The organism is Nitrospirae bacterium YQR-1 (assembly GCA_039908095.1).
Lineage (GTDB): Bacteria > Nitrospirota > Thermodesulfovibrionia > Thermodesulfovibrionales > Magnetobacteriaceae > Magnetomonas.
In genome coordinates this window covers 21,239-45,836 of the sequence record JAMOBJ010000018.1, presented here as the reverse complement: position 1 = coordinate 45,836, position 24,598 = coordinate 21,239, and the positions used below count along the sequence as shown (strand labels likewise).

The window sequence follows — 24,598 nt, the reverse complement described above, 5'->3', positions numbered from 1 at the left end:
TTTAACGTCTCGGAAGTGAAAAGTTGTAACGGTGCATGGTTTTAGCAACAATAAAATATTTGTATTTTATTTTGCCCGTGTCCAGCTCGGAATATTTTTCTACTCTGTATCCCCTGAGCCTCAGTTGGTTACCGCCGTTTGTCAGAGTTATTATATTTTCAGTGGGCACAACATATTTTCCTGTCACTGCGTCCTCATCCTCCTTGTGAACAAACAGGAGCACATCTAAATCCTGCCTTGTGTAAACCGGTAAAATCCCGGTCTTTGGAGTACTATTAATTTTATCCTGATATTCAGCGAATTCCCCTCCAAATTCATTTGTCAAAACAATCTCAGGTTTAAACCGGCAGGATGTTTGTGTTGAGAGATAAACAGGGTCTATCGTTATTGCATCTTTTAACCATGTGGGGAATTCCATAATCTTATATTCAAAGCTATCCACCCACACAGGCGTCCCGTCACCTACAAAACCCATAAATCTTGTGTTTACGGTTGTGCATGGTAAAATGAAAGAGACTATGTTTTTGTTTTGTTCATAATTCAGGGCATTTTCTATATCAGATGTTATCAAACCGCTTTTAATCCGCTGCAGGTAATGGAAATTCATAATTTTCGTATAGTAAAGCTCACCCTGCCGATTATATACCTTAGTGAGCATGACCTTCCAGCCGTATGCTCCGTAATTGGCGTTAATTCTTACGGGGACTTTCATACATTGCAGGATATTTTTTGTAAAGAGAATTAAAAATAAAACACCGATAAAAAATAAAACCGGTTTTATATACTTCCTGATATTAGAAATGATTACAAGGGCAAAGCAGATGCTTACAAAATTAACCATTATCTCCACCCACAGGTAATCCCGCAAGATAAAACGCGTTGCCCAAAAAGTGTTGATATACGTAAGCGTTGAGAGCAAAGCAAGTACCACCATCCGGCGTTTTTGTATTTCTACAAATTTAAATAAATAACCCAAAAACAGCAAAGATGTAAGAGCAATATTTACCGCAAAAAGAAATGGATTGTACATTATTTGTTCTGAAAGTTTTTTGAGATTGTATCCTGCTGAATTGCCCCCTATATGCTGAGGATTAAAAAATAAGGCCTTAATATCACTTAACATATACAGATAGGACAGACCTGAGTCTGGGTAAATCAAAAGATGAAGGAGAAAGGACAATATAAACCCTGACACAATAAAATTAGTTAAAAGCAAGGTTTTTCCCAAAGTGGTATTAATTTTGGGCATATAAAAAGCAAGTAAATTGTAAAGCAAATAGGTTGCCCATATCATGGTAAAAGCAACCGACACTTTTGTAAAGCCGTATGAATACTGATTAAGAGTTTCTACAGAATCCGGCATTTTTAGCATAAAAGCCTGAAAGAGAAAAATAAAAAAAACAGCGGTGTTAATAATACAAAAGTAAAAATTGGGACGAGCGGATATTTTCATCTCCTTGGTTTTTGACTCAGAGTAGTAATCCATGATAAGCACCATATACGGCACTATAAACATTATATAAATAACAGCCTGAACCTTTGTAAGTAAAGAAAGCCCTGTAGAGATTCCGCAAAGTACCAGGGCTGCGAGTTTTAGTGACCACCTCTGTGATTTTGCTGCATAAGAAGCAAAAAATATGGCGGCGCTCCAGTAGAAAACACAATACAACTCTGAGCGTATCAGGCTGCTGTGGTAGATGAGGGATTCCTCAAATCCAATGAAAGCGGCAATAAAGAGACTAATCCACCACTTTGGCTTAAAAATAATATTAACTGAAGCCCATAAGAGTAAAACCGTAAGGGCGGCAAGGAAGGGGGAGTGTCTGCGGTAAAAATCGGTAATTTCGGCAACCCCTGTAAGCGGGCTTACCGATTTGTATAGCTCATCATAGCCGGAGGTGGAAATGTAGCTTAGAAAAAAGGCTGCTTTTTGTGTAAAGTACAGTAATAACTTGATGCCAAAGCCTGGATGGGTGAGATTGCTGGGAAGCATGTTGCTGTTGATTTGTAAAAGGTCAAGGGCCACCTGATGGTCCATATCCCATATAAAATAAAACGGGTATGACCTGTTTATAGAATAATAACAAAAAAAAAGTACAACAGAGACAATTATAAACAGAGTTGTTTTAAGAGTTTTTTGATCGGTGAGGTCATTTCCCTCAATGGCAGGCTTTGTATGTTTACCGGATATGTCGGGCTCGTTAATCATTCTGTTATGGTTTGTCTGGTTTTGTCGGCTTCGTCACAAGCTCCTGGGCGTCTCCTCTAAAAGGGGAATCCCCTGTGAGGGGAGACGTCGCCCAGTTCCTTGCCGCCTGCGTTTACTTTTGAATTAGAATTGGAATTATGCCAGTTCAATTTGAGTTTCGTAAATAAGGTGCGGCCTGACATTATTAGTTATAGTTTCCTCGTTGATTATGCACTCCTTTATTCCACTTTGTGAGGGGATTTCATACATCACATCCAGCATAACTTCCTCTAAAATAGCCCTTAGTCCTCGTGCACCGGACTTGCGAACTATCGCCTTCTTGGCAATAGCCCTGAGTGCTCCGTCAGTAAACTTTAGCCTCACGTTTTCAAAAGACAGCAGCTTTTCATACTGTTTGACCAGGGCATTTTTAGGTTCTACAAGAATCTGCACCAGAGCGTCCTCACTTAGGGCATCAAGTGTGGCTATAACAGGCAGACGTCCAACAAGTTCAGGGATGAGTCCGTACTTTGTCAAATCCTCGGTAGCTACCTGCGATATTATATTTTCCCTTTTCTTTTTTGTATAAAGCTCTACACCAAAACCTACGGTGCTCTTTCCGGTTCTGTGTTCTATCACGTCCTCAAGGCCGTTAAAAGCGCCTCCGCAAATAAACAGTATATTGGTTGTATCCACCTGTAGGTAGTCCTGATGAGGATGCTTTCGTCCACCCTGAGGCGGCACGTTTGCTATCGTTCCCTCTATTATCTTAAGCAGTGCCTGTTGCACACCCTCCCCTGAGACGTCCCGCGTGATTGACGGATTGTCGGACTTCTTGCTGATTTTATCTATCTCATCAATATAAATAATTCCCTTCTGCGCTCTGTCAATATCCCCATTGGCTGCTTGCAGCAACTTTAGTATTATGTTTTCCACATCCTCGCCCACATACCCTGCCTCTGTCAAAGTGGTGGCATCGGCTATGGTAAATGGAACGTCCAGGTACCTGGCAAGGGTCTGGGCAAGCAGCGTTTTACCCGTACCGGTTGGGCCAATTAGTATTATGTTACTTTTTTGGAGTTCCACATCAGACTCGGATTGTCTGTAAATCCGCTTGTAGTGGTTGTGGACCGCCACAGATATTATTTTCTTTGCTCTTTCCTGCCCTATAACGTAATCGTTTAGAAATGTGTTTATCTTTTTAGGAGCCGGAACACCTGACTGCACTTTATGGGAAAGATGCACTTTTAAATCCTCGGCTATAATATCGTTACATAAGTCAACACACTCATCACATATATAGACCGACGGGCCTGCTATCAGTTTCTTAACCTCGCTCTGAAGTTTACCGCAAAAGGTGCAGCGCAACTGGTCCTCTTTCTTCTTTCCCATTTTATCCTCTCTGTTTATCAGAAATAGTCCCTTCCTTTTTGAAACAGACTAACCTTTTTCCGTAGATTTTATAGATACAATTACCTCATCCACCAGGCCGTATGCCTTAGCCTCCGTAGAGGACATAAAATAGTCTCTTTCCGTATCATTACTGATTTTCTCAAGAGGCTGGCCTGTGTGGTTAACAAGTATATGGTTAAGGCTTTCCCTTATTTTCAGGATTTCCTTTGCATGAATCTCAATGTCTGTAGCCTGTCCGCTAAAACCGCCCATTGGCTGATGTATAAGGATTCTGGAGTTGGGAAGGGCAAAACGCTTCCCCTTTGCTCCTGCTGCAAGCAAAAGTGCCCCCATGCTGGCCGCCTGTCCGGTGCAGTAAGTGGCAATGTCCGGCCTTACGTACTGCATAGTGTCATAGATGGCAAGTCCTGAGGTCACTACCCCGCCGGGGGAGTTTATATACAGGTGAATGTCCTTTTCAGGGTCCTCCGTCTGTAGAAACAGCATCTGGGCTATTATACTGTTTGCCACGTTATCATCAACGGCAGTACCCAGAAAAATTATTCTGTCCTTAAGGAGTCTTGAATATATGTCATAAGCTCTTTCACCACGGCCTGTTTGCTCAATTACCATAGGAATAAAGGGCATCTAACTCTCCTCCTCTGTGACTTTAGCCTTATTATAGACGACATCCACTACTTTTTCCCTGAATATGGTGTATCGTATGCCGTCAAGGGAACCATCCCTATAATTGAAATATTGTACCAGTGCCTCAGGGGTCATTGAGGATGCCTCGGCAAGTTCAAATACTCGTTGTTTGAGCTCATCAGTTGTAACGCTTATGTTTTCACTCTCGCCGATAGCGTCCATCAGCACCATAGTCTTTACATTTTTTATCGCATCAGCATTAAATCTCTCTTTCAGTTGTTCATCTGTGAGGTCCTTGTACGCTTCAACAGTCCTTGCCTGCTTTACGATAGCGTCTATTTCATGCTTTAGGAGGGTCTCAGGAATTTCAAAATCGTATTTTTCAACCAGAGTCTTAATAAGTTCGGCTTTACCTTCCTTTTGCGCTCTGTCTGTTTTCATGGCAAGCATGTTTTCGGTAACGGCCTTTCTAAGGGATTGCAGGTCGTCAAATCCCAGGTCCTTAGCAAAGTCATCATCCAGCTCAGGAGTGGAAAGAGCTTTGATTTCCTTAATGGTGACTTTAAGGTCAACCTCTCTGCCCTTTAAGTCCTGATTAGGGTAGGACTCCGGAAAGGCGACTTTAACCTCTGTTGTCTCTCCCTTGTTTTTACCGGTTAATGCTTTATAGAAATTATCAGGAAACACACCTGCCCCCATCTTTATAAACTGGTCAACATGCTCTTTGTTATCATCAATGACAACATAATCGGCCACGATAAGGTCATCGAGTTCAACCGGCCGCTCTACCGGAGTGTAGGTTGATTTACTTACCGAGATGCGTTTTATCTGTGCCTCCAACTCCTCATCGGTAACAGTCTCCTTAACAGCCTTTATGGGAAGCCCATCGTAGGTAAGCCCCTCAATGGGCGGGCGAACCTCAAAGCTTATGACAAGTTTAATCCCACCCTTGCTTACATAATCGCGGCTCTCAACCACAGGCTGCGTCAGAGCTCGCAGGTTTGAGCTTTTCATTGCATCGTTATAGTATTCCGTTACAAGTCTTTCCACAACATCTGTTTCCACATCTTTTCTATACTTTTTTTCTATCAATGACATAGGTGCCTTGCCGGGCCTGAAGCCTGGAAGTCTTGATTTCATCCTGACATCGTTTAATGACTTCTGCACTTCCTGCTCGACCTCAGAGGCTGCCGCCTCTATGGTTAACCTTTTTTTTGTGATTGAAACATCCTCCACCACACTGTTCATTACAACCTCCTGAAATCACTTATGACTGAATGCACACATTTACTGTAAAATATTGAGCAAGTTTTGTCAACACAGGTCGTTTTTAAAAAATGAATGGTATAAGAAAGCGATAACCATTATTCATGGCATATGGCAAGTCGGGCAGCTTCGGGAGTATGATACATTATGATTGCACGTCTTCCTCATTATTGACAAAAACGCTGGTTTGGTACTATAGTACAGCATGATTACGGGGGCTATTGAAAGAGATTTGGATTTAACGGAAATCATCAACGGAGAGGAAGTCATGGGACCTAGTCCATTTTTTAAACACCAAAGAATTGTAGGTAAATTACATCTTACTATAGGTCTATACGTTAAAATAAATAACCTGGGAGAGGTACATATATCTCCGCTTGATGTAATTTTTGATGAGGGTGTAAACAGGCTGCAGCCGGACATATTGTTTATCAGAAAAGAAAACCTGAGTATTGCCAAGGACTGGATAAGAGGCGTACCGGATATGGTTTGTGAGATAATATCACCAGGCAGTTATGAGATGGATACAGCAGTTAAGAAGGCGATATATGAGAAATACAGGGTACCTGAGTATTGGATAGTTATGCCGGAACCACAAACTATTGAGATATTAACCCTTGAAGGTGATAAGTATAAATTACACTCAGTTGCGGCATTTGAGGGTACTGTTACTTCTAAAGCCATAGAAGGGCTTGTAGTTAATGTTAACGATATATTTGAGTAAATCCCGCATGGGAATGTGCGTGACCTTGAATATGCGAGGCTCATGTAACGGGATTCCAATCGGAACGTTATTTTGTCTTTCATTATAATCTGATACATTTCCTTTCTCTGATATATTTTTCGGAATTTACTCGTTCAATGAGAATTGCCGGTGTCACAACAAAATGCTTGCCTTTTAAATAAAAATAAGGTTATAATGTGCAATCTGCAGGCAACTGGAAAAACACAAATTAAGAGGCATATGATATGGAAATCAAAGCTCTGCTTTACGGAATAACAAGTTTTCTTTTACCGCACTTACCCAGATTGGTATCTTTGAAAAAGGAAGATGATGCGGATAGCGCCCTTGATGTGCAGGCATTTAAATGGGCAAAGAAAATATGGGATAAACTAAAAAACGCTGCAAAGACACGTGTTTCCTTTAAAGAGGCGTTAAACGATTTGTTGGAAGCAGCCGCTGATGAGGATGCACTTACGGCTTTCAGGTATCAGATAAAAAAATTTGTAGAAACAGAGCCTGCTGTTGGTGAGAGCCTAAAAGAGCTCTGGCTTGAGATGTCCTCTCAGGGAGTGGGAGTTGACTTAAGCGGTTCTCTCGGTGCCGCCATGTGGATAGACGTTTTAAATCGTAATGATGACGTTCTCAAGCGGCTTGAAATGGTAAGACTTTTAAGGACCGGAATGTCCCCTGAGGCCGTAGCCGCCCGTTTTAACACCGATTTGAATTATCTCTACAGAGTACATTCGGCTTTTTCACTAAACGGGGTTTATGGAATCCTCTCGGGCTCAAACATTTTACACTGGCTTGATAAATTAAACAAAGAAGACCCTGTACTCCGGCGCCTTGAGATGATTCGTCTGCTCAGATCAGGTACACCGGTTGAAACCATTTCAAAAGAATATAACGCAGTTAAAGAGTATATATACAGACTAAACAACAGATTTGCTGCAAACGGCGCCGTGGCAATTATGGATGAAAACGATTTTATAAAATACCGTAAGCTCTATCCTCCATACATAAAGGTATGCTCATTTAACCTCCATGGGGTTCACGATGAGGACCCGACACGGTTAAAACGCATAGCTAACGAGCTTTGCGTTTATGACCCCGAGCTTTGCGCTTATCAGGAGGTGATAAAGGGTGCCGGCATAGAGGAAACATCACTTCAGATAGCTAAAATGATGTCAGATGTCACCGGTATGTACTACAGAACCCTCTACGGTTACTGCCACATGTATATGAATAAATACCCTGAGGGTATAGCGATTTCGGGGAAATATAACTTAATTAACCCCCAGGTAATTGATTTAAATAAAAATCTGGTTGAGGAACTCCATCCTTTAATGGACAGATATGCCACCGCCGCACAATTTGAAATATTCGGACACAAGGTGATATTTGCATCGATTCATCTTGACCATGGAGAAAACCCCCGGATTCGATACGCACAGGTGGAAAAACTTGTTAAAGTACTGGAGTCAACCTACGGCACCGATTACTACGCCTCAATAATCGCAGGTGATTTTAATGATACCGAGGACTCCATCACCATTGAATACATGAAAGATGTGGGATATAAAGACGCTTACAGACACTGTCACCGTAGTGGAGGAAACACTTTTAACTCGACAAACCCCTTTACCAGAATTGACTATATCATGGTCAAAGGAAAGGTAAAAATTCACTCAGCCGAGTTAATTTTAAATGACCCTAAGCTCAGTGACCATATAGGTGTTTATGCGGTTATCGAATAGGCGGTTCAGACATTAAAAAGATGAACTTATAAGTTTCACAATTTTTTTCGAAAGACAGAGGAGATACATTATGCCTCACAGAGCTGGATACTTTGTTTTAGCCTATCAGTGGGACCACCACTGCAAGAAATTATATGATTCCCTTATGGGAAGGATTAACCACATCCTCAAAGAACTCGGCGAGCTTGAACATGACAGCCCTGATAACCTGACGGAAATGCTCTATTATTATAAGAAATGGCATTATAACAAGGATTTATATAATCACACGATATTTGAGATAGAAAAAAGGCTCTTTGTTATAAACTCCCTTGGCTACAGAGGATATGGGGTTAATATTGATTTACTCAATGCCCTTGGCGCATTAAAGAAAGACTATGCCGGGCACCTTGCGTGGCTTTTAACTGAACGGTTCAAAAAACTTGTCCCTCTGCTTAGGTCAATCATAGAGCTGGAGGATAAGCAAATGGAGGAGATGGACTCCGGATATGTGATAGATAAAATCTGTAGGCATCTTAACTGGAGCACTTTGGAAAACCTTCCCACGGCTGTGCATCATATACATCTGGAACTGTCGGATTATTTTAAAATAATGGGCGAGGAAACTCCCTGGAATGTAAACACCGCAATATTTCAAAAATTGTTTCTCCACCTTGGTACATCCTCAATGACTATAATGAAGGGCACTGTCGGGCACAAGGACCAGCTAAGCGCAGCGGAATTAAAGGTAATAGCCAACAAAAATTTCAGAGAGATGTACGCTGAGACTTTTTCAAACCTCCATAATTTTACGGAACTGGGCATAGATTTTCTGAAAAAAATCCATCTCACCATATCTAAAGGCCTTGTGCCAAATGCCGGTGAGTTCCGTGCCTTTGATTTTCCCGATAAAAACGGAGTTACCTTTGACTGTGAAAATTTTGATAAAGAAATAAAAAACCTCGCACATGTCCTGTGGGAGACATCACAGAATTTCCACAATCTCGACTCTTTCATTTATGACCTTTCACGTTCATACTACATGCTCATTGGAATTCACCCTTTTTGGGACTCCAACGGCAGAGTCGGAAAGTGTTTTATTAACCACATGCTGCTTAAAAAAGGGGTACCCCCGATTAGTTTTGACGAGGAGGAAGAGGTGCTGTGCCTTCCGCGTTATGGGGGTTCGATGGAGGACATTTACCATTATATAAAAAGGAGAATACTGGCAGCTATTGAGGCATATTATTATGAAAGGTGGAAGATAGAGCACCTTGGCAATATAACCAAGCAAATTTACAACGTGGCTTTTGACTCGGGTTTTTACTTCAGGCAGATAGATGATAAAGTACAGAAACTGGAGGTTCATTTCCTGGCCTTTGTGGTTAATGCTGACGACCCACTTTTTGCAAGGCTTCAGGACCAGTGCCGTGTGGTGTGTCCGGATGAGCTTACCCTTAGTAACATGAGCATACACTGCGGTTTTACTAAAAAGGAGAAAGACCCGTGGGAAAAGATCTTTACATTAAAAGGTAATTTCTTTATAAAAGAAACAGTAATGGACATAAAGGGGACAAGGACTTTTGACGTTGACTTTACAATAGAGCTTCACCAACATCACTATGAGTACAAATACTTCAACGTCTCCGTTTCATCTGCCGAGGCAGGCCTCATTTATAATAACAAAGGGTTAAACTATACGTACAAAATACAGAGGTGATATGAGTGATAGGTACGACGATAAAACGGGGGAGCCTGATGATATGAAAAAAAAGACTGGCGATAAGGAAGAGAAATCTGCTAAAACTGAAGAAAAGTCTGCTGAAGTGAAGGGAAAGCCTGTTGAGACGATAAAAGCAAAATCCGTTGATATACCGGTGCACCCTTCTGAGATAGAGGAAGAAAAGACCGTGGAAACATTAGAAGAAAAGCCTGTTGACTTACCTGCTGAAACAACAGTGCCCCCTGCCGAGACGCCTGAGTACTCTGCCGGAACGTTAGAAGAAAATCCTGCTGAAAATGTTGAGGACAGGTATGCTGAGCAGTACTGCCATCCATCGTATAAGTGGATAGGTAACAGGCGGTTTGTAACAAACGTTCAAAACTGGAACATATCGAATTTTCCTGGAGGCATCGGGTTTGCTTTTTACAATTACTCCGATAACAAGGCTCTACGGGTAGTTCTTAAACTGCACAGAGAGGATGGAGTTAAGGAGTACTATATCGTAAATGCGTATCATTGCGGTGATTTTGGGCATAACTGGCAAAAATGGCAGGTACATCAACTTCCTCTGTTTCCCTATGAGAGCTTACACGGGCGTATTACACACATCACATTTTCCTATATCATTCATAAAGACGGGAGGTCTCTTGGTTCTCAGTACAACTACAAGTTTGCCCATCTGGATGATTTCCATAACGGACGTGTGAGCCCTGATGATTTTGAGCATGCATATAAGACGGAAAACACCTACCGCACATATGAGGTAAGCTATGAGGATGTGCAGAGAGCTTATGATAAGGTAAACAGGGAATATAATGATTTACCGGTACGGCCGTTTTTTACTCGGGGCAATGCGTGGGACCCGGGACATCCGATTCACGAGATTCACAGGCACATTGACTGGGTTATTGAAAGAAAGGAAAAAGACCCTGACGGCAGACATTACATTCAGATGGCGATTTTTGACTTTGACAATTACCATGTGTCGGAGCACCTGATTCATGCCAAAAACAAGGGGGTGGATGTTGAGTGTTTCGGCGAGTGGTCAACAGTCGGCACAATGAATGCAGTGCAGAATATAGCTAAAATGCGCAAGGCCGGTATCCCGGTTTACGGCATAGTGAGAAACACCCCCTGTGACTCCAGACACGGCATAGCAAGTATGCACACGAAATTCATTATTTTTGACGGAGAGATAGTCCATTCAAGTTCATATAATCTTCACTTTCACCTGTGGGGCGGAAACTGGGAAAACGGCCTTGTTTATTATTCCCATGACTTCGCCACTATTTATTCCAACATCTATCATGCACTGCGGGGCGGTGTAGTTCAACGGATAGGGGTAGTGCCTGAGGGCAGGTACAATCTCTACTATACCTTTGGAAGCTACTACACCCCGTTTAGGGATTACTACAGGGCACAGGATGCAATTATTACGGAAATCAATAATGCGCGCCACTCAATAATCGTCTCCATGTTTGACATTGGGTGGATAACAGGCGTTACCTCGCATGGGCACCATGAGGAGGATGTCGTACATGCCCTTATACACGCCAGAAACAGGGGAGTGCGTGTTAAGATAATTTTAAACGGAATGATAGTCCACACAGGGGCATTACCGGCCTCATGGGACAAAAGCAGATGGCGGCCCCTCAAGGACCCTGTTAAATATCTTAAAGATAACTGGATGGAATGTGTTTTTGTGTATTACCATGAGAGTATATACTCACCGCTTCACCATAAATTTGCCGTCTTTGATGACTACACGGTAATTACGGAGTCTTTCAACTGGTATCCGGCCAGTGTTTATTCCGATGAGGTGCTCTCCGTCATTCGTGACAGCAGGGTTGCATGGGAGTTTATCTGTGAGGCTAATAAGATTTGCGAATCATTCCGGCTGAATTGGGAGTAGAGCTGCTTGACTAAAAACATCAAAAACCATTAAAGTGGTAGTTGTGACGGAAGGGTATAGTTTCGTAAATATTATGATTATAATGAAATGCAAAATAACGTTCAGATTGGAAGCCCGTTATATGGGCATATTAACATACTTTTGAATATTACTATAAACTACTACGGATTATCAGATGAAGAGTTTAGAAATTAGTAAGTTGCTGCTGTGTCATGACAATGGCGATATCTCTGATATGGCCTCCGGGGTTGCATTAAATATAGCCCGGAGGCTTAAACTTCCGGTGGTCGGCCTGCACGGCTATAACGCTCTGATGCACGAGGGGGCCTTCAGAATTATGGAGCCGACCCTCCCCACTGAGTACCAGACTGAGGAAATACTTAAAAAACAGCGTGAGGTTCATGCAAGCCTGATACGTGTTGGTATGGAGAAAATATCTCTTTCATACCTTAAGCCTCTGGAGCCGATATTTAAAGATGCCGATATTCCCTTTACCCCAAAAGTACGGGAAGGGAAAAACTTCAGGGCCCTCAATGAACTCATACACGAGGAGGACTCAGACAGCCTGGTCGTTATAGGAAACTCAGGGTTTAACCATAGTGAAAGCGGCTTTGTGGGCAGCGTCTGTATGCGGACACTGCGGCAGTGCAGCGGAAGAAATATCCTTATTGTGAAAGACAATAAGTCACTACAGGGGGCTGACTTTGTTGTTTGCCTTGACGGCAGCTCATCGGCGATTTATTCGCTAAGGGTTGCAGCATACATGGCTGAGAGATTTAATGCAAAGCTCCACTTGCTCTATGTTTTTGACTCAGCCCTTCATAACGATCTCTTTAAACGGTTGAAAGACACTCTGATTAACGACAATGGATTTAATTTTAATACAAAGGATCAGGAAAAGATTCATGATGAGTTTATAGACAAGGGATTGGCACGAGTTGGACATATGATACTTAACAGGGCGGAAAAAGAAGTGTTTGGTAAAAGCGGTGGTTCAGCTGATGCTGAAAATCTTCATGTGGCAATGCACGGGTTTGGTCTTGTCGGAGAGGGCATCCAAAATGGTAACGGTTTAAAGAAAACAGTGCTCTCCGGCCATATATATAAGAGGATATGCGATTATGCAGCTGAAACCGCTGCGGCGTTAATTTTTGCAGGACGTACCGGAAGACACCACGCTGAGGGTATTGACCTGGGTTCGGTTTGCGAAAATGTGGTGCGTTACAGCCCATGTAACGTGGTTGTCACAAAGAGTGAGGACTATAAAGGCTGGGAACTTTAGAGTATAAACCCTATATAGTGTCCTGGAATCTGACAAGCGGGTGCAATCTTTCCTGTCCACACTGCTACATGGACGCCGGATGCCGCAGTGCAGGGGAACTCACTACCGCTGAGGCTAAAGAGGTGGTAACCGGGCTTTCGTTGCTTAACCAGGCTATGATGATAGTCCTTACAGGGGGTGAGCCGCTTCTAAGGGATGACATCTGCGACATAGTGGGATATTGCTCCGATGCCGGCTTTATAACGGTGCTGGGTACAAATGGTACCCTCCTAAGCAGGGAGAAATTGATGGAATTACATCGTGCCGGGTTAAAAGGTATCGGCGTCAGCATTGATTCCACCAACCCGGAGAGCCATAATGCGTTTCGCAACTTTAAGGGTGCCTGGGAACTTTCCATAGAATGTTTGAAAGCCGCAAAGGAGTTGTCAATAGAAACTCAAGTGGACGTCACTCTGACCGATGATAACTACGGCGAGATAGATAAATTTATTGAGTTAGCGGTAAGTTTAGGGGCAAGGGCGTTGAATTTCTTTTTCCTTGTTTGCACAGGAAGGGCCATGAGGACTTTCATATCGGTTCAAAACTACGAATACGCAATAAAGGAACTCGTTAAACGCTCTAAGACCGAGACAAGGACAATGATCAGGGCGCGATGCGCCCCGCACATCTACAGGGTGCTTCATGAGGATGGGGTGAGATTACCGGAGGGTACGCGTGGTTGCCTTGCCGGACGCTCATACATGAGAATTGACCCTTTGGGAAATGTTACTCCGTGTCCGTACATGGAAGACAGCATTGGAAATGTCAAAGAGACCGGTATAGATGAGCTTTGGTCAAAGTCTCAAAAACTTCAAACCCTCAGAGACGGGATTTACGGCGGCAGATGCGGCATATGTGAATATACGGAAATATGCGGCGGTTGCAGGGCAAGGGCTCTGGCCGAAAAAGGCGACTTCATGGCTGAAGATCCGCTGTGTCTTTACGAACCCCTGGGTAAAGAGAAAATTACAATAAAAGAGGAATTTAAATCAGATATTGAATGGGAAAGCACTGCACTTCAGAGAATGGACAAAGTGCCTGCTTTTATTAGAAAAATGGTTATAGGAGTAATAGAGAAGAAAGCAAGAGAGAAAGGTGTCGGTGTAATCACTGAGGCTTTTGTGGAGGAAATAAAATCACACGATTTTTCAAAGATGCACGGAAAACACGGACGTCCTTAATATATATTGATTATGAAGAAAGGATTAACTGATGAAAGAAGCTCTTAGTGTTACCAGGCTGCCGGAGCGTTGTCTAAACTGGCTTGCCTCATCGAGGCTTAAGTTTATAAATGAACTGCGAGGCGGAAGACCGCTAAGGTATTTTTCTGCACATTTGCCCGTTATGGTTACATGGCCTGAGGATGATACAGAGTCAAAGTATCCGGTTAATATGACTGTAAAGGGAATCGGACTAATCCCTAAAAGCGGACAACTTGAGCATTTCATAGATTTATTTGAGTCAGTGGCGGCAAATACAAGGTCACGCCCCCATTTTGAAACAATTAATGAGCGGATTGAGGCGGTTGAAGCGCTCTATGGTAACCCCGGCAATTTTGACCCATCGTTTCTTGGCGGTCTTGAGATATTTAGTGGTAAAGCGCTGAAAAATATAAAAAACAACGGTCATACTAGTCTTCTTTATGTCGGAATGGAAGAGACTCAGGTACAACCCGCACAACAGATGCACAAGATTGAGCAGCCGCATTCAGCAGAACATCACAAATCCGTGCAACAACCGCATATGGGGATGCACGGCGCAATATCTTATATAAGTTTTCAGGTAAACGGCGCTATTGAAATACTTGAGCAGGACAGTGTTTACTACAGATACCTGCTTGCCTCAAGAAAGCTCTTTGAGTTTGACAAGTTTCATATATTTCAGCCGGATTATCCGTTTGGATACTTAATAAGGGTGGAAGAGGTGCATGACAAATCTCCGTGGTCAAGGGCTATGGTGCCTAAGAGCGGCTCTGTATAGGGCTTTTTCTTAAAGTTTAAACTGTTGCTGTTTATATTTCATAAATCGTCTTAATTGTACTATAATTAGGTTAACGGTTGATTTTCAGGTTGGCATATTGAGGAGTTTCATGTGGATGTACTAAATAACGAAGCTGAATTAGTTGAAAAATTACAAAACGCTAATAACGAGCTGAAAAAGGAGATTGCGGAGCGTAAGCGTGTTGAGGAGGAGATTTCGGCGCTACTTTGCGGCTCACGGGCTGTGTTGCAGTATAAGGAGTTTGCTGATGCGGCCAGAGCCATTTTCGATGCATGTAAAGAAATAACAGGAGCCACTGCGGGGTATGTGGCACTGTTGACTAAGGATGGGAGTGAAAACGAAGTTTTGTTTCTGGATGCCGGAGGGATGCCTTGCACCGTGGATCCATCATTACCAATGCCTATACGAGGCCTTCGGGAGGTTGCATACCGGAACTCTCAGGTTGTATATGATAATAATTTTAAAAACAGTTCATGGAAGAATTATATGCCTAAGGGCCATATGAGGTTAGACAATGTAATGTTTTCACCCTTAATCATTGATGGCAAAGCAGTCGGAGTTATTGGGCTTGCAAACAAAAAAGGTGGATTTAATGACAGGGATGCAAGGCTCGCACTCGCCTTTGGTGAGTATGCAGCAATATCTTTACTTAACAGCAGAAACCTTGATTTGCTTGAGAGCAGTGAACTGAGGCTGCGCTCCATAGTTGAAACGGCAAATGACGCTATCGTGTCTATCGATGAAAATGAACATATAATTTATTGGAATAAAGCGGCAGAGAAAATATTCGGGTTTTCAGCCGCTGAGGTACTAAACCGTCCGATTATAGTGATAATACCGGAGCGATTTCATAAGAGACATCATGAGGGATTAAGAAGATTTAAGCTTACCGGCACATCCAATCTTGTTGGCAGGACATTTGAAATGGTTGGATTAAAAAGCAATGGTGAAGAGTTTCCAATTGAAATTTCACTTGCAATGTGGAAGATTAAAGAAGATGTTTTTTTTACGGGAACATTAAGGGATATAACTGAAGTTGAAAACAGCAGACGTAAAGATCAGCTTATGTATGAGCAGTCAAGGCACATAGCAATGGGCGAGCTGTTAGTAAATATTGCCCATCAGTGGAGGCAACCCCTTAGCGCAATAGCTGCATTGGTTCAAGATATTAGAGACACCCATTTGCATGGGGAATTTACCGCGGAATATTTAGAAAAGAATATCTCAACGATTGTCTCTGAGGTTATGGGTTTATCATCCACTATTGACAACTTCAGAAACTACTATATAAAAAAGCCGCAACAAATGCAATTTAATATCGCAGAGGTAATAAACAACACGTTGTCGCTTATTGTTGGTAATCCTGCACTTAAAAACGTTATTATAGAAAAAGAGCTTGATGATGTATTGACAGTTAATCTTTATAAGGGCGAGTTTGCTCAGGTCATACTAAACATTTTAACTAACATTAAGGACGTTTTTGAAGACAGACATGTCATTAATGGTATCATCAGAATAAGGGCTTATAAGGATACTGCTATTGACAAAATAGTGATAACTATTGCAGACAATGGTGGTGGAGTAGATAAGGGCATTATTGGTAAAATTTTTGATCCCTATTTTACAACTAAAGATAAGTCAAGGGGGACAGGTTTAGGTTTGTATATTTCAAAAGTAATTATAGAAAAGAGTATCAACGGCGCCATTTCAGTAAAAAGTGTTGATGGATGGTGTGAGTTCAGGATAGAGTTATGAAATCAGATAATGAACTATTAAAAACGTTAACGGTGCTGTGTGTGGACAACGATGAGCTGCTTAGAAAAATACTTGGACGTATGCTCAGGAGAAAATTTGCTAAAGTCTATGAGGCGGAAAACGGCAGGGAAGGGCTTAAAATTTACAGAGATAACTGCAATGAGATTGATATAGTAATAGCCGATGTGGAGATGCCGGTAATGGGCGGATTGACAATGATTGACAAGATATTGGAGATAAACGCCTCACAGCAAATAATTATTACCACCGCCTATAATGATCAATATCACTTAAGCGGAAAGGTATGCGACAATGTTGTAAAACCTATAGTTGTGGATAAGTTGCTTCAGAGTGTTTTACATTGTTTGGGGCTTAAGACAGGCACTTGATGTGAGTTTCTTTGGAGTGTACTGTCTGAAGAAAACTAAAAAACAAAGATAGTATATAGTTGCAGTCAGAAGTAAACACAGGCGGCAAGTAGAAGGGGACGCCTCCCCGGATTCCCCTTTAGGGTGGGTTGCCCCGGAGCTTTTGACGAAGCCAACGAAGTTAGACGTTTGGTATTAAGCGATCTTTATGAGAAGTATAACAGTTGCTTTTGAGCGTAAGGGAAATTTTTGATTTATTTTAGTGTTTGTGTTAGCATAGCATTAGTGTTACAGTTAAACCTGCGGGGGGACTTTTTTTATGGATATCGAATACACAGTTCATATTTGGAAAGAAGGCACTCAGTTTATAGCCCATGCAATGCCGCTGGATGTTATGAGTTCAGGCAGGACGCCGGAAGATGCACGAAAGGCTTTAGATGAGGCGGTGCTCCTTTTCCTTACAACGGCATCAGATATAGGAACAGTTAGCGTTATACTGGAAGAAAGTGGTTATGAGTTCCAGGATGGGAACTGGGTTTGTCCCATGTGGATTGCTACAGAGAGGCATTCAACTGCAGTTGCTGTCTGAAAAATGTCCAGAATAACACCAGTATCATGGAGGACACTTGAGAAAGTCTTTCTTGCCGCAGGTTTTAGTTTTGCAAGGCAGGAAGGGAGCCACCGGTCTTACGTTAAAGAAGGAGTTTCAAGACCTGTTGTTATTCCTGCATACGATGAGGTGCCGATATCAATCATTAAAAACAACTTGACAACAGCCGGCATATCAAGAGACAGCTATTTTCAGCTGCTGGTTAAAGTCTAATCCAGACTGGAATAAAGTTGACAGCTTTATGAATGGGGAGACAGACATTCTTATGAGCACAGATGTACTTTCTAAGGGCTTGAAAACAAGATAACTATTGAAGGCTACTTGGTATAACTATATTCTTTCTTAATTGAGCTGCTTATTTGTGGGGAGCCTTTTATTTTATATAGTGACTGTTGTAGCGCATAAGATGGATAATAAAAAGGAGAAGTACAATGTTGAAGGATATTTTTCTTACCATACTGCGGATAGGTACAATACTGTTTATAGTGTTTCTTTTTTTTGACGGCTATGAAAGATACCGAAACATTTCACTTTATACATCGCTGGCAGCCTGGTGTCTTCTGTCCCTTGTAACGTTCAGCTTAGGTTTCAGATGGAAAAACGTCACGTTTGTTTCCCTTATATTGCTTTTCTTTTCTGCTGTTGTTTCCTCCTCTTTCTCAGGTAACAGCCCGTCTGCTAAGATTTTATTGCCTCTCTATACCATGTACTTAATGCCTGTCATGCTTTATGCCATGTTAGCCACCGCCTTTAACGGAAAGGACAAGATAAAATTGCTTTGCACGATTTTAGCCCTTCTGGGAGTTATACGTTTTTTTTATACTGTTTTTATATCCAGAGCCGCTATGCCATCCACAAGTTGGATTGATTATGACACTGCCAGGAACCTCTCTTTGACGGCTACATTTTTTCTACCCTTTATGTTTGTTCAGTATGCCGATGGAAAGGGAGTAAAGGGGGTTTTATGGTTTATAATTGCTATGTTTTCTATTGCAGGGCTGTTCTTTATCGGCGTCAGAGCCTCACTGGTCGCTGCTTTATGTGCAGGTTTTATCTGGAGCGCTTTTTTAAAAGAAAAGAGATTTTTCTCCGTAAAGTTAATTGTTTTATCGGCTATAGTGGTTCTTGTACTTTTTAGATTTTACCCCGTACAACTTGACCACGTCAGGGACCATATCATGGAGAAAACTCTTGTTTCCATGAGGTTAAATACATGGAAAACAACAGTGGATATCTCCAAAGACAGCTTAATTACAGGCCACGGTATTGATACTGCTTTGATGCAGGACAGATATACAAAAACAGCCGCAACCACAGGTGCTCCGATGCTGCCGCCAAAGTGGCCGGATAACGTGTTTTTAACTGTCTTCTTTATGCAGGGCACTGCCGGAATATTTCTTTTTGCCGCAGCCGTTCTTTGGGCGATAATCCGTTTGCTTACAATAAAATCAGATGTTATCGGCACGCCCAATTTCACTGCTATTGCAATACTCTCGGCATTGGCGGCGGAAATCATAATGCGTGTTTTCTTCTTTGAGGGAAACATTATAAATATGAGCATACTCTTAGCTATGGCCGGCTCCTTAAGCGATAAAGCATCAAACAGGATATGACAATTTTTTACCCGGTCCCGGAGATGTTAAACGGTACAAATGCAAGGTTTATTCAAATCGTAAATACCGCATATGCCTTGTCAAAACAAGGCGTCAACGTTAAACTCATAAGCGGCAAAATCCATGGCATTAATCAAAATGATATATTACAACGCTTTAACTTAACCCCAAATCCAGGGTTTGAAATCGTTTTTTTACCGATCTTAAGAAAATCCGGGCCCCTTTCCGTCTCCATATCGGCGCTGTTTAATTTAGCCCTTGCCTGTTATCTGTATAAACGTAAAAACACAGGGGTTATTGTGGTAAGGCACCCAAAGCCGGCAGGTTTCATACTTTCTCTTAAGGGACTTTTTAAAATGCCTGTGATTTTTGAGGCTCATGAGATTTTCCATCTGAGCACGGAAAAAAACTCCAGACAAGCAGCTCTGAAGCGGCTGGAGATGAAAATATACAAAGAATCAGACGGTTTTATTGCAATCTCACATAAACTAAAAGATGATATAATCTCAATTTTCGGTTTGCCCGCCAACACATCCTCTACAGTACCGGATGCGGTAAGAGAAGATTTCTTTAGTGAAAAGAAGGGTGCTAAGCGTTTTCTTTTTTACTCCGGCTCTTTGTATAAGTGGAAGGGCATTGACCTCTTAATAGAGGCAATGAAGTATCTGCCTGATGAGAATCTTGTTATTGCAGGCGGTGGAGAGCGCCTTGATGAGCTTAAACAATTTGCAAAAGACCTTGGCGTATCAAACCGGATAACGTTTTCAGGGCATCTTCCTCATGATAAGATAAATGGGCTCTTAAAAGACGCCAAACTGTCTTTTATTCCCAACATCCAGAGTGAGATTTCAAAATACACCTCGCCTCTAAAGATGTTTGAGTACATGGCGGCAGGGGTTCCGATAGTGGCGGCAAACCTGCCTGGGATAAGTGAGGTGTTGACTCATGGGCACTGTGCAATGTTGTTTATGCCCGGGAATTTGCAGGACCTTATAGCTAAAACTAAAGCCTTATTGAGTGATGAAACCACTTCCGGCACACTTGCGCAAAACAGCAGAGAGCTTGCCCGCAGCTACACTTATGAAAAAAGAGCAGGTGGAATCATTGATTTTATTAACCGTGTAATTTATAATTCACCAGTGCAGTGACAATACCGGAAGAGGGAGTTTTTTTGAAAAACGTTTCAGTTGCAATTATTACAAACAATGAGCAGCACAACATAGAGGGGGCACTAAGGAGTGCTATGGCGGCAGGTGAGATTATTGTTGTTGACAGTGGCAGCACTGATGCAACTGTGGAAATCTGCAAGTCTTATAACGCAAGGGTTTACGTTCAGTCGTGGAGGGGCTATGCCATGCAAAAACAAACAGCCATAGGGTATGCAACACTGCCGTGGGTTTTTGTTTTGGATGCGGATGAGAGGATAACACAGGGATTGGTTTCAGAGATAGCGGCGGCAACAGAGAGAGACGAGGTTTTTGACGGTTACTATGTGGCTAGGAAAAACTTCTTTTTAGGCCGGTGGATACGGCATGGCGGCTGGAGCCCCGACCATGTGCTGAGGTTATTCAGAAACGGGGAGGGAAGGTTTCAGGAGCGTGAAGTTCACGAAAAAATCATAGTTAACGGCAAATTGGGTTATTTGAAAAATCCGATAGTACATTACACATATGAGAGCATAGGTGATTTTATAAAGAAGATGGATAACTACTCAACCCTTTCGGCAAGAGAGATATCAAAATCCGGTAAAGAGCCTGGTTTTTTTGCTTTAGCATTAAAGCCCCCTGCAACTTTTATAAAAATGTACATAGTTGCCCTTGGGTTTCTTGACGGCCTGCATGGTTTTATCCTTGCGCTGCTATATGCTGTAAACACTTTTCTAAAATATCTGAAAGCATGGGAGAAAAGAGGTGCTAAGTTAACTGATGAGTACTATGAATCAAAAAACTGCAAAGACACTAAGCATAGTCATACCCTGTTATAATGAAGAGCTTGTGATTCATGAGGTTTATGGCAGGCTCACTACTCTTGTCAGCTCATATGTAGAGAGTGGGCTGATTAAAGATTACGAGATAATCTATGTGGATGACGGCTCAGCGGATGCAACGCTTAGGGAGCTCAGGGCAATAAGTGAAAAGGACAGGAAAGTGAAAGTAATATCGTTAAGCGGCAATTTTGGCCATCAGCCTGCACTGACAGCCGGTCTTCATGCAGCCTCTGGGGACATGGCCGTCTCACTTGACGCAGATTTGCAGGACCCGCCTGAGGCAATTGAGGAAATGGTATTAAAACACTACGAGGGGTTTGACATAGTCTATGGAGTGAGAAAGAGCCGTGAGGAGGATACCTTCTTTAAACGTTTCACTGCAAGGTTTTTTTATATATTTATGCGACTTATGGGTGTTAACCTTATATATGACCATGCCGATTACCGTCTTATTTCAAAAACTGCGCTTAATGAATTTAAAAGATACAGAGAAGTGAACCGTTTTTTGAGAGGGATGTTTCCCAACATGAGATTTACTCCGGGCATTGTGCATTATAAGAGAGAAAAGCGTTTTGCCGGTGAGACCAAGTATCCGCTCAGAAAGATGCTCTCTTTTGCAGTAGAGGGGATAACGTCATTTTCCAATTTCCCGCTTCGGCTTGCGTTTATACTAGGGTTTCTAAACTTTCTGGCTGCCCTGGGGCTTGTTTTCTGGACGATTTTAACCAAAATACATGGTAACGCTATTCCCGGCTGGGCCTCCACAGTGCTGCCTCTTTATATGTTTGGGGGGATACAGCTGATGTTTATAGGGGTGTTAAGCGAGTACGTGGGAAAAATATATCTCGAGGTTAAGAGCCGTCCGGTTTATATTATTAAAGAATCATACAATTTTGAAAAGCCCTTGACATAGAAACATACACGAGGGCTGGAGTTTATCGTCATTGTTACTGCTGCAAAAAAATATTTGACCTGACTTTTGGTTTTTTGTTATATTAAGGCTATGGTGATGCAGATGAAAGATATTATTGCCAAAGAAGTGGTAATAACCAAAGAAGATATAATAGAAGCAATGAAGGAAGTGATTGCTCCCGTGGTCAGAGATATGGAGGAAATGAAGGTCGAACAAAAGCGCATGGCCGAAAAACAGGACCGCATGGCTGAAAGGCAGGACAGTATGGCTGTTGTGCTTACAAGTGTGGTGGAAGAGCAAAAGCGCATGGCCGAAAAACAGGACCGTATGGCTGAGGAGCTTAAAGAAGTTAAGCATGATGTAGCTAAAAAACCGGACAGGGATGAATTTAAGATGCTTTTGAAAGATGAGCTCAAGAATAATCCCGCCGTTTATATTTTAGACAGAGAGGGGTTTCAGGGGCTTATAACCAGTTGGCTCGACACCAACCTTGAAAGTAAGATAAAAGACGTTCTCAGGAAAGAAAAGGTTATTAAGTAGTTATACCGCTGTAGTTTTCTCGCTATTGCACTTTTTTTACACCCTCTACAGTAATGAAAGTCGTTTGAAACAGTTGCTGTTTCGCAAGTGTAAACTCGTACCATGGTTTAGAGAGTTCCTCTTAACCCGAGGCCAACCAGCATGAAAAATCCCGGAAAAACATACAGCTGTAATGCTGCCTTTGCATAGATTAACAGTTTTTTTGACACCTAACAGTTTTTTGACCATAGGGGAAATGCAGGAATTTCACGGTTGGCGGGAAAATTTTTCCAAAGCAGTTAGTGCCGGAAACCCTGTCATTTGGCTTAACAGCTTGTATTTAATACATTGGCACAATACTTGCAAGTTAGTTGGTTAAGAAAAGCAGAGGAGGTTCAGATGAAAGCAATGAACTTGTTATCATTTACAGTAATAGCCGGAGTACTTTCGGCGGTAGTGTTTTCAGTGTTTAAGGGAATGGGAATAGGCGTATTCTTAAATGCCGACGCCCTCGTTATTGTTATAGGCGGCACGGTTGTCGGTATGTTTCTGGCATTTCCTATAGACCGGATTAAAAATACAGTCAAAGATATAATACAGTCATTCCGTGAAAACACTGAGAGAAATGAGCTGGTTGCGGAAATTATAGAGTGTGCTGTGGTTAACCGCACTAAGGGAATCCGTGAGCTTGAGGAAATGACGGAGGGAAATGTTAAGGACGATTTCCTGCGCTTTGGCCTTACCCTTGTAGTCAATAATCACAGTGAAAGAGCCATAAGGGAAATCATGGATCGTGAAATGACCGACAGAATGGTTAATTTGAATTTCAGTCAGAATGTGCTTAAAACTATATCGAGGCTTACCCCGTCTCTGGGTCTTACCGGTACGGTTATTAGTCTAATAAAATTATTTAAGAATTTTGACTCCATAGACGCCCTTGCCCCTCTCATGGCGGTAGCACTGATGTCAACCTTTTACGGCGTGGTTTTAGCTAACCTCATTGCGCTGCCTCTCAGTGCTAAGCTCAGAGACTATGCACTGACATCCGAGAGCCTTATGAATGTTACCATTGAGGGCGTTGTTGCTATATCATCAATGGAGCACCCCTCTAAGATAGAAGAACGCCTGAGCAGATACGAGGATATTGATGAGATTATCTACTCCAAAAACAACTACGACAAGGCTTTGGCCTTTGGAGAGACCTCCCGTTAGGAGCTATGGCGGATGTCTTACAAAAAACTTATTGCTAATTCAAAGTCCTCAGGGGATGAAAACCTCTGGCTGATTACAATGACCGATTTGATGTCATTGCTTTTGGTGTGCTTTGTCATGTTTTTTATTATCACAAGAAACAAGGAAAAGGCACTGGAGAGAGCCGCTAATCAGGGGACTTTAAAGAAAGTGCAAAATGGTGAAACGGTTAAAGACAGCAGCTCAGAGGCGGCACAATCGCTAAACTCCGCCATAAAAGAACTCAACCTGCAAAACGATGTAACCGTGGCGTCAAAAAACAATGAAGTCGTAATAACAATGAGAGAGCGTGTTACGTTTGAACCGGCAAATGCTGAGATTTTACAGGACTCCGCAGGTGTTTTAGATTCTGTCGCAGAAATAATAAAAAAGTATCCATCTTTTATAATAGAAATAGACGGCCACACTGATAACGTTCCCATAAAAAACCGGCAGTATCCGTCTAACTGGGAACTCTCTACTGCCAGGGCAACAAGTGTGTTGAAATACTTTACAAATATGCACTCGATAGAGGCATCAAGGTTTTACGTAAAGGGCAATGCAGAGGAACGTCCGGTTGCCCCTAACGATACACCGGAGCACAGGGCACTTAACAGAAGGGTGGAAATCCGCCTGCGGGATGCCGGCATACAAGAGACTGAAAAAAATTGAAAAATACATTACTATCGAATAAA

Annotated in this window: 22 protein-coding genes; 18 read left to right on the top strand and 4 right to left on the bottom strand. The window is 42.2% G+C overall.

Going from position 1 to position 24,598, the window contains the following annotated elements:
• Position 1 precedes the first annotated feature (1 nt).
• The 4 genes from H7844_09830 to tig form a co-directional block, all read right to left on the bottom strand.
• Positions 2-2,209, bottom strand: coding sequence for a hypothetical protein (locus tag H7844_09830; GenBank protein ID MEO5357581.1), 2,208 nt, complete (start codon positions 2,207-2,209; stop codon positions 2-4).
• A gap of 135 nt (positions 2,210-2,344) precedes the next feature.
• Positions 2,345-3,580, bottom strand: coding sequence for an ATP-dependent Clp protease ATP-binding subunit ClpX (gene clpX / locus H7844_09825; protein ID MEO5357580.1), 1,236 nt, complete (start codon positions 3,578-3,580; stop codon positions 2,345-2,347).
• A gap of 48 nt (positions 3,581-3,628) precedes the next feature.
• The gene (gene clpP, locus H7844_09820; protein ID MEO5357579.1) at positions 3,629-4,228 is read right to left on the bottom strand and encodes an ATP-dependent Clp endopeptidase proteolytic subunit ClpP; all 600 of its coding nucleotides are present in this window, start codon (positions 4,226-4,228) and stop codon (positions 3,629-3,631) included.
• The gene (gene tig / locus H7844_09815) at positions 4,229-5,476 is read right to left on the bottom strand and encodes a trigger factor (protein MEO5357578.1); all 1,248 of its coding nucleotides are present in this window, start codon (positions 5,474-5,476) and stop codon (positions 4,229-4,231) included. It lies immediately after the preceding gene.
• Positions 5,477-5,726: 250 nt separating this feature from the next.
• Between tig and H7844_09810 the strand changes: the two genes are divergently transcribed.
• The 18 genes from H7844_09810 (at position 5,727) to H7844_09725 (ending at position 24,575) form a co-directional block, all read left to right on the top strand.
• Positions 5,727-6,218 (top strand): Uma2 family endonuclease, encoded by a 492-nt coding sequence (locus H7844_09810; protein ID MEO5357577.1) that lies wholly within the window; start codon positions 5,727-5,729, stop codon positions 6,216-6,218.
• A gap of 245 nt (positions 6,219-6,463) precedes the next feature.
• Positions 6,464-7,972 (top strand): endonuclease/exonuclease/phosphatase family protein, encoded by a 1,509-nt coding sequence (locus H7844_09805; protein ID MEO5357576.1) that lies wholly within the window; start codon positions 6,464-6,466, stop codon positions 7,970-7,972.
• A 70-nt stretch (positions 7,973-8,042) separates the two neighbouring features.
• Positions 8,043-9,671 (top strand): Fic family protein, encoded by a 1,629-nt coding sequence (locus tag H7844_09800; GenBank protein MEO5357575.1) that lies wholly within the window; start codon positions 8,043-8,045, stop codon positions 9,669-9,671.
• Positions 9,672-9,714: 43 nt separating this feature from the next.
• A complete protein-coding gene (locus H7844_09795) occupies positions 9,715-11,586 on the top strand; it encodes a phosphatidylserine/phosphatidylglycerophosphate/cardiolipin synthase family protein (GenBank protein ID MEO5357574.1) in 1,872 nt (623 codons plus the stop codon).
• Between the two features lie 175 nt (positions 11,587-11,761).
• Positions 11,762-12,868 carry a universal stress protein gene (locus H7844_09790; protein MEO5357573.1) on the top strand — a complete coding sequence of 369 codons (1,107 nt, stop codon included), beginning with the start codon at positions 11,762-11,764 and terminating at the stop codon, positions 12,866-12,868.
• Positions 12,869-12,885: 17 nt separating this feature from the next.
• On the top strand, positions 12,886-14,088 hold the full coding sequence (locus H7844_09785) for a radical SAM protein (protein MEO5357572.1): 1,203 nt from the start codon (positions 12,886-12,888) through the stop codon (positions 14,086-14,088).
• Between the two features lie 31 nt (positions 14,089-14,119).
• The gene (locus tag H7844_09780) at positions 14,120-14,887 is read left to right on the top strand and encodes a hypothetical protein (GenBank protein MEO5357571.1); all 768 of its coding nucleotides are present in this window, start codon (positions 14,120-14,122) and stop codon (positions 14,885-14,887) included.
• Between the two features lie 111 nt (positions 14,888-14,998).
• Positions 14,999-16,663 (top strand): PAS domain S-box protein, encoded by a 1,665-nt coding sequence (locus H7844_09775; GenBank protein ID MEO5357570.1) that lies wholly within the window; start codon positions 14,999-15,001, stop codon positions 16,661-16,663.
• Positions 16,660-17,052, top strand: coding sequence for a response regulator (locus tag H7844_09770; protein MEO5357569.1), 393 nt, complete (start codon positions 16,660-16,662; stop codon positions 17,050-17,052). The genes H7844_09775 and H7844_09770 overlap by 4 nt, the downstream gene beginning before the upstream one ends.
• A gap of 298 nt (positions 17,053-17,350) precedes the next feature.
• Complete coding sequence (locus tag H7844_09765; GenBank protein ID MEO5357568.1) at positions 17,351-17,620, top strand: hypothetical protein; 270 nt, start codon at positions 17,351-17,353, stop codon at positions 17,618-17,620.
• A 3-nt stretch (positions 17,621-17,623) separates the two neighbouring features.
• Positions 17,624-17,854, top strand: a complete 231-nt coding sequence (locus H7844_09760) for a type II toxin-antitoxin system HicA family toxin (GenBank protein MEO5357567.1) — start codon at positions 17,624-17,626, stop codon at positions 17,852-17,854.
• 218 nt (positions 17,855-18,072) lie between these two features.
• A complete protein-coding gene (locus H7844_09755; GenBank protein MEO5357566.1) occupies positions 18,073-19,254 on the top strand; it encodes an O-antigen ligase family protein in 1,182 nt (393 codons plus the stop codon).
• A complete protein-coding gene (locus H7844_09750) occupies positions 19,251-20,402 on the top strand; it encodes a glycosyltransferase family 4 protein (GenBank protein ID MEO5357565.1) in 1,152 nt (383 codons plus the stop codon). The genes H7844_09755 and H7844_09750 overlap by 4 nt, the downstream gene beginning before the upstream one ends.
• A gap of 23 nt (positions 20,403-20,425) precedes the next feature.
• Positions 20,426-21,238, top strand: coding sequence for a glycosyltransferase family 2 protein (locus H7844_09745; GenBank protein ID MEO5357564.1), 813 nt, complete (start codon positions 20,426-20,428; stop codon positions 21,236-21,238).
• The gene (locus H7844_09740) at positions 21,180-22,154 is read left to right on the top strand and encodes a glycosyltransferase family 2 protein (GenBank protein MEO5357563.1); all 975 of its coding nucleotides are present in this window, start codon (positions 21,180-21,182) and stop codon (positions 22,152-22,154) included. The genes H7844_09745 and H7844_09740 overlap by 59 nt, the downstream gene beginning before the upstream one ends.
• Before the next feature lie 102 nt (positions 22,155-22,256).
• Positions 22,257-22,694: a hypothetical protein gene (locus H7844_09735; protein MEO5357562.1), complete on the top strand. Its 438-nt coding sequence runs from the start codon at positions 22,257-22,259 to the stop codon at positions 22,692-22,694.
• 378 nt (positions 22,695-23,072) lie between these two features.
• Positions 23,073-23,885 carry a MotA/TolQ/ExbB proton channel family protein gene (locus H7844_09730; protein ID MEO5357561.1) on the top strand — a complete coding sequence of 271 codons (813 nt, stop codon included), beginning with the start codon at positions 23,073-23,075 and terminating at the stop codon, positions 23,883-23,885.
• A gap of 12 nt (positions 23,886-23,897) precedes the next feature.
• Positions 23,898-24,575: an OmpA family protein gene (locus H7844_09725; GenBank protein ID MEO5357560.1), complete on the top strand. Its 678-nt coding sequence runs from the start codon at positions 23,898-23,900 to the stop codon at positions 24,573-24,575.
• Positions 24,576-24,598 lie beyond the last annotated feature (23 nt).

What these genes read in the sequence shown, in the direction of transcription:
- H7844_09755 (MEO5357566.1), top strand. Translation starts at nt 18,073, where the DNA reads ATGTTGAAGGATATTTTTCTTACCATACTGCGGATAGGTACAATACTG.
- clpP (MEO5357579.1), bottom strand. Translation starts at nt 4,228, where the DNA reads ATGCCCTTTATTCCTATGGTAATTGAGCAAACAGGCCGTGGTGAAAGA.
- H7844_09735 (MEO5357562.1), top strand. Translation starts at nt 22,257, where the DNA reads ATGAAAGATATTATTGCCAAAGAAGTGGTAATAACCAAAGAAGATATA.
- H7844_09760 (MEO5357567.1), top strand. Translation starts at nt 17,624, where the DNA reads ATGTCCAGAATAACACCAGTATCATGGAGGACACTTGAGAAAGTCTTT.
- clpX (MEO5357580.1), bottom strand. Translation starts at nt 3,580, where the DNA reads ATGGGAAAGAAGAAAGAGGACCAGTTGCGCTGCACCTTTTGCGGTAAA.
- H7844_09725 (MEO5357560.1), top strand. Translation starts at nt 23,898, where the DNA reads ATGTCTTACAAAAAACTTATTGCTAATTCAAAGTCCTCAGGGGATGAA.
- H7844_09805 (MEO5357576.1), top strand. Translation starts at nt 6,464, where the DNA reads ATGGAAATCAAAGCTCTGCTTTACGGAATAACAAGTTTTCTTTTACCG.
- H7844_09800 (MEO5357575.1), top strand. Translation starts at nt 8,043, where the DNA reads ATGCCTCACAGAGCTGGATACTTTGTTTTAGCCTATCAGTGGGACCAC.
- H7844_09740 (MEO5357563.1), top strand. Translation starts at nt 21,180, where the DNA reads ATGAGTACTATGAATCAAAAAACTGCAAAGACACTAAGCATAGTCATA.
- H7844_09750 (MEO5357565.1), top strand. Translation starts at nt 19,251, where the DNA reads ATGACAATTTTTTACCCGGTCCCGGAGATGTTAAACGGTACAAATGCA.
- H7844_09790 (MEO5357573.1), top strand. Translation starts at nt 11,762, where the DNA reads ATGAAGAGTTTAGAAATTAGTAAGTTGCTGCTGTGTCATGACAATGGC.
- tig (MEO5357578.1), bottom strand. Translation starts at nt 5,476, where the DNA reads ATGAACAGTGTGGTGGAGGATGTTTCAATCACAAAAAAAAGGTTAACC.
- H7844_09830 (MEO5357581.1), bottom strand. Translation starts at nt 2,209, where the DNA reads ATGATTAACGAGCCCGACATATCCGGTAAACATACAAAGCCTGCCATT.
- H7844_09770 (MEO5357569.1), top strand. Translation starts at nt 16,660, where the DNA reads ATGAAATCAGATAATGAACTATTAAAAACGTTAACGGTGCTGTGTGTG.
- H7844_09730 (MEO5357561.1), top strand. Translation starts at nt 23,073, where the DNA reads ATGAAAGCAATGAACTTGTTATCATTTACAGTAATAGCCGGAGTACTT.
- H7844_09780 (MEO5357571.1), top strand. Translation starts at nt 14,120, where the DNA reads ATGAAAGAAGCTCTTAGTGTTACCAGGCTGCCGGAGCGTTGTCTAAAC.
- H7844_09795 (MEO5357574.1), top strand. Translation starts at nt 9,715, where the DNA reads ATGAAAAAAAAGACTGGCGATAAGGAAGAGAAATCTGCTAAAACTGAA.
- H7844_09765 (MEO5357568.1), top strand. Translation starts at nt 17,351, where the DNA reads ATGGATATCGAATACACAGTTCATATTTGGAAAGAAGGCACTCAGTTT.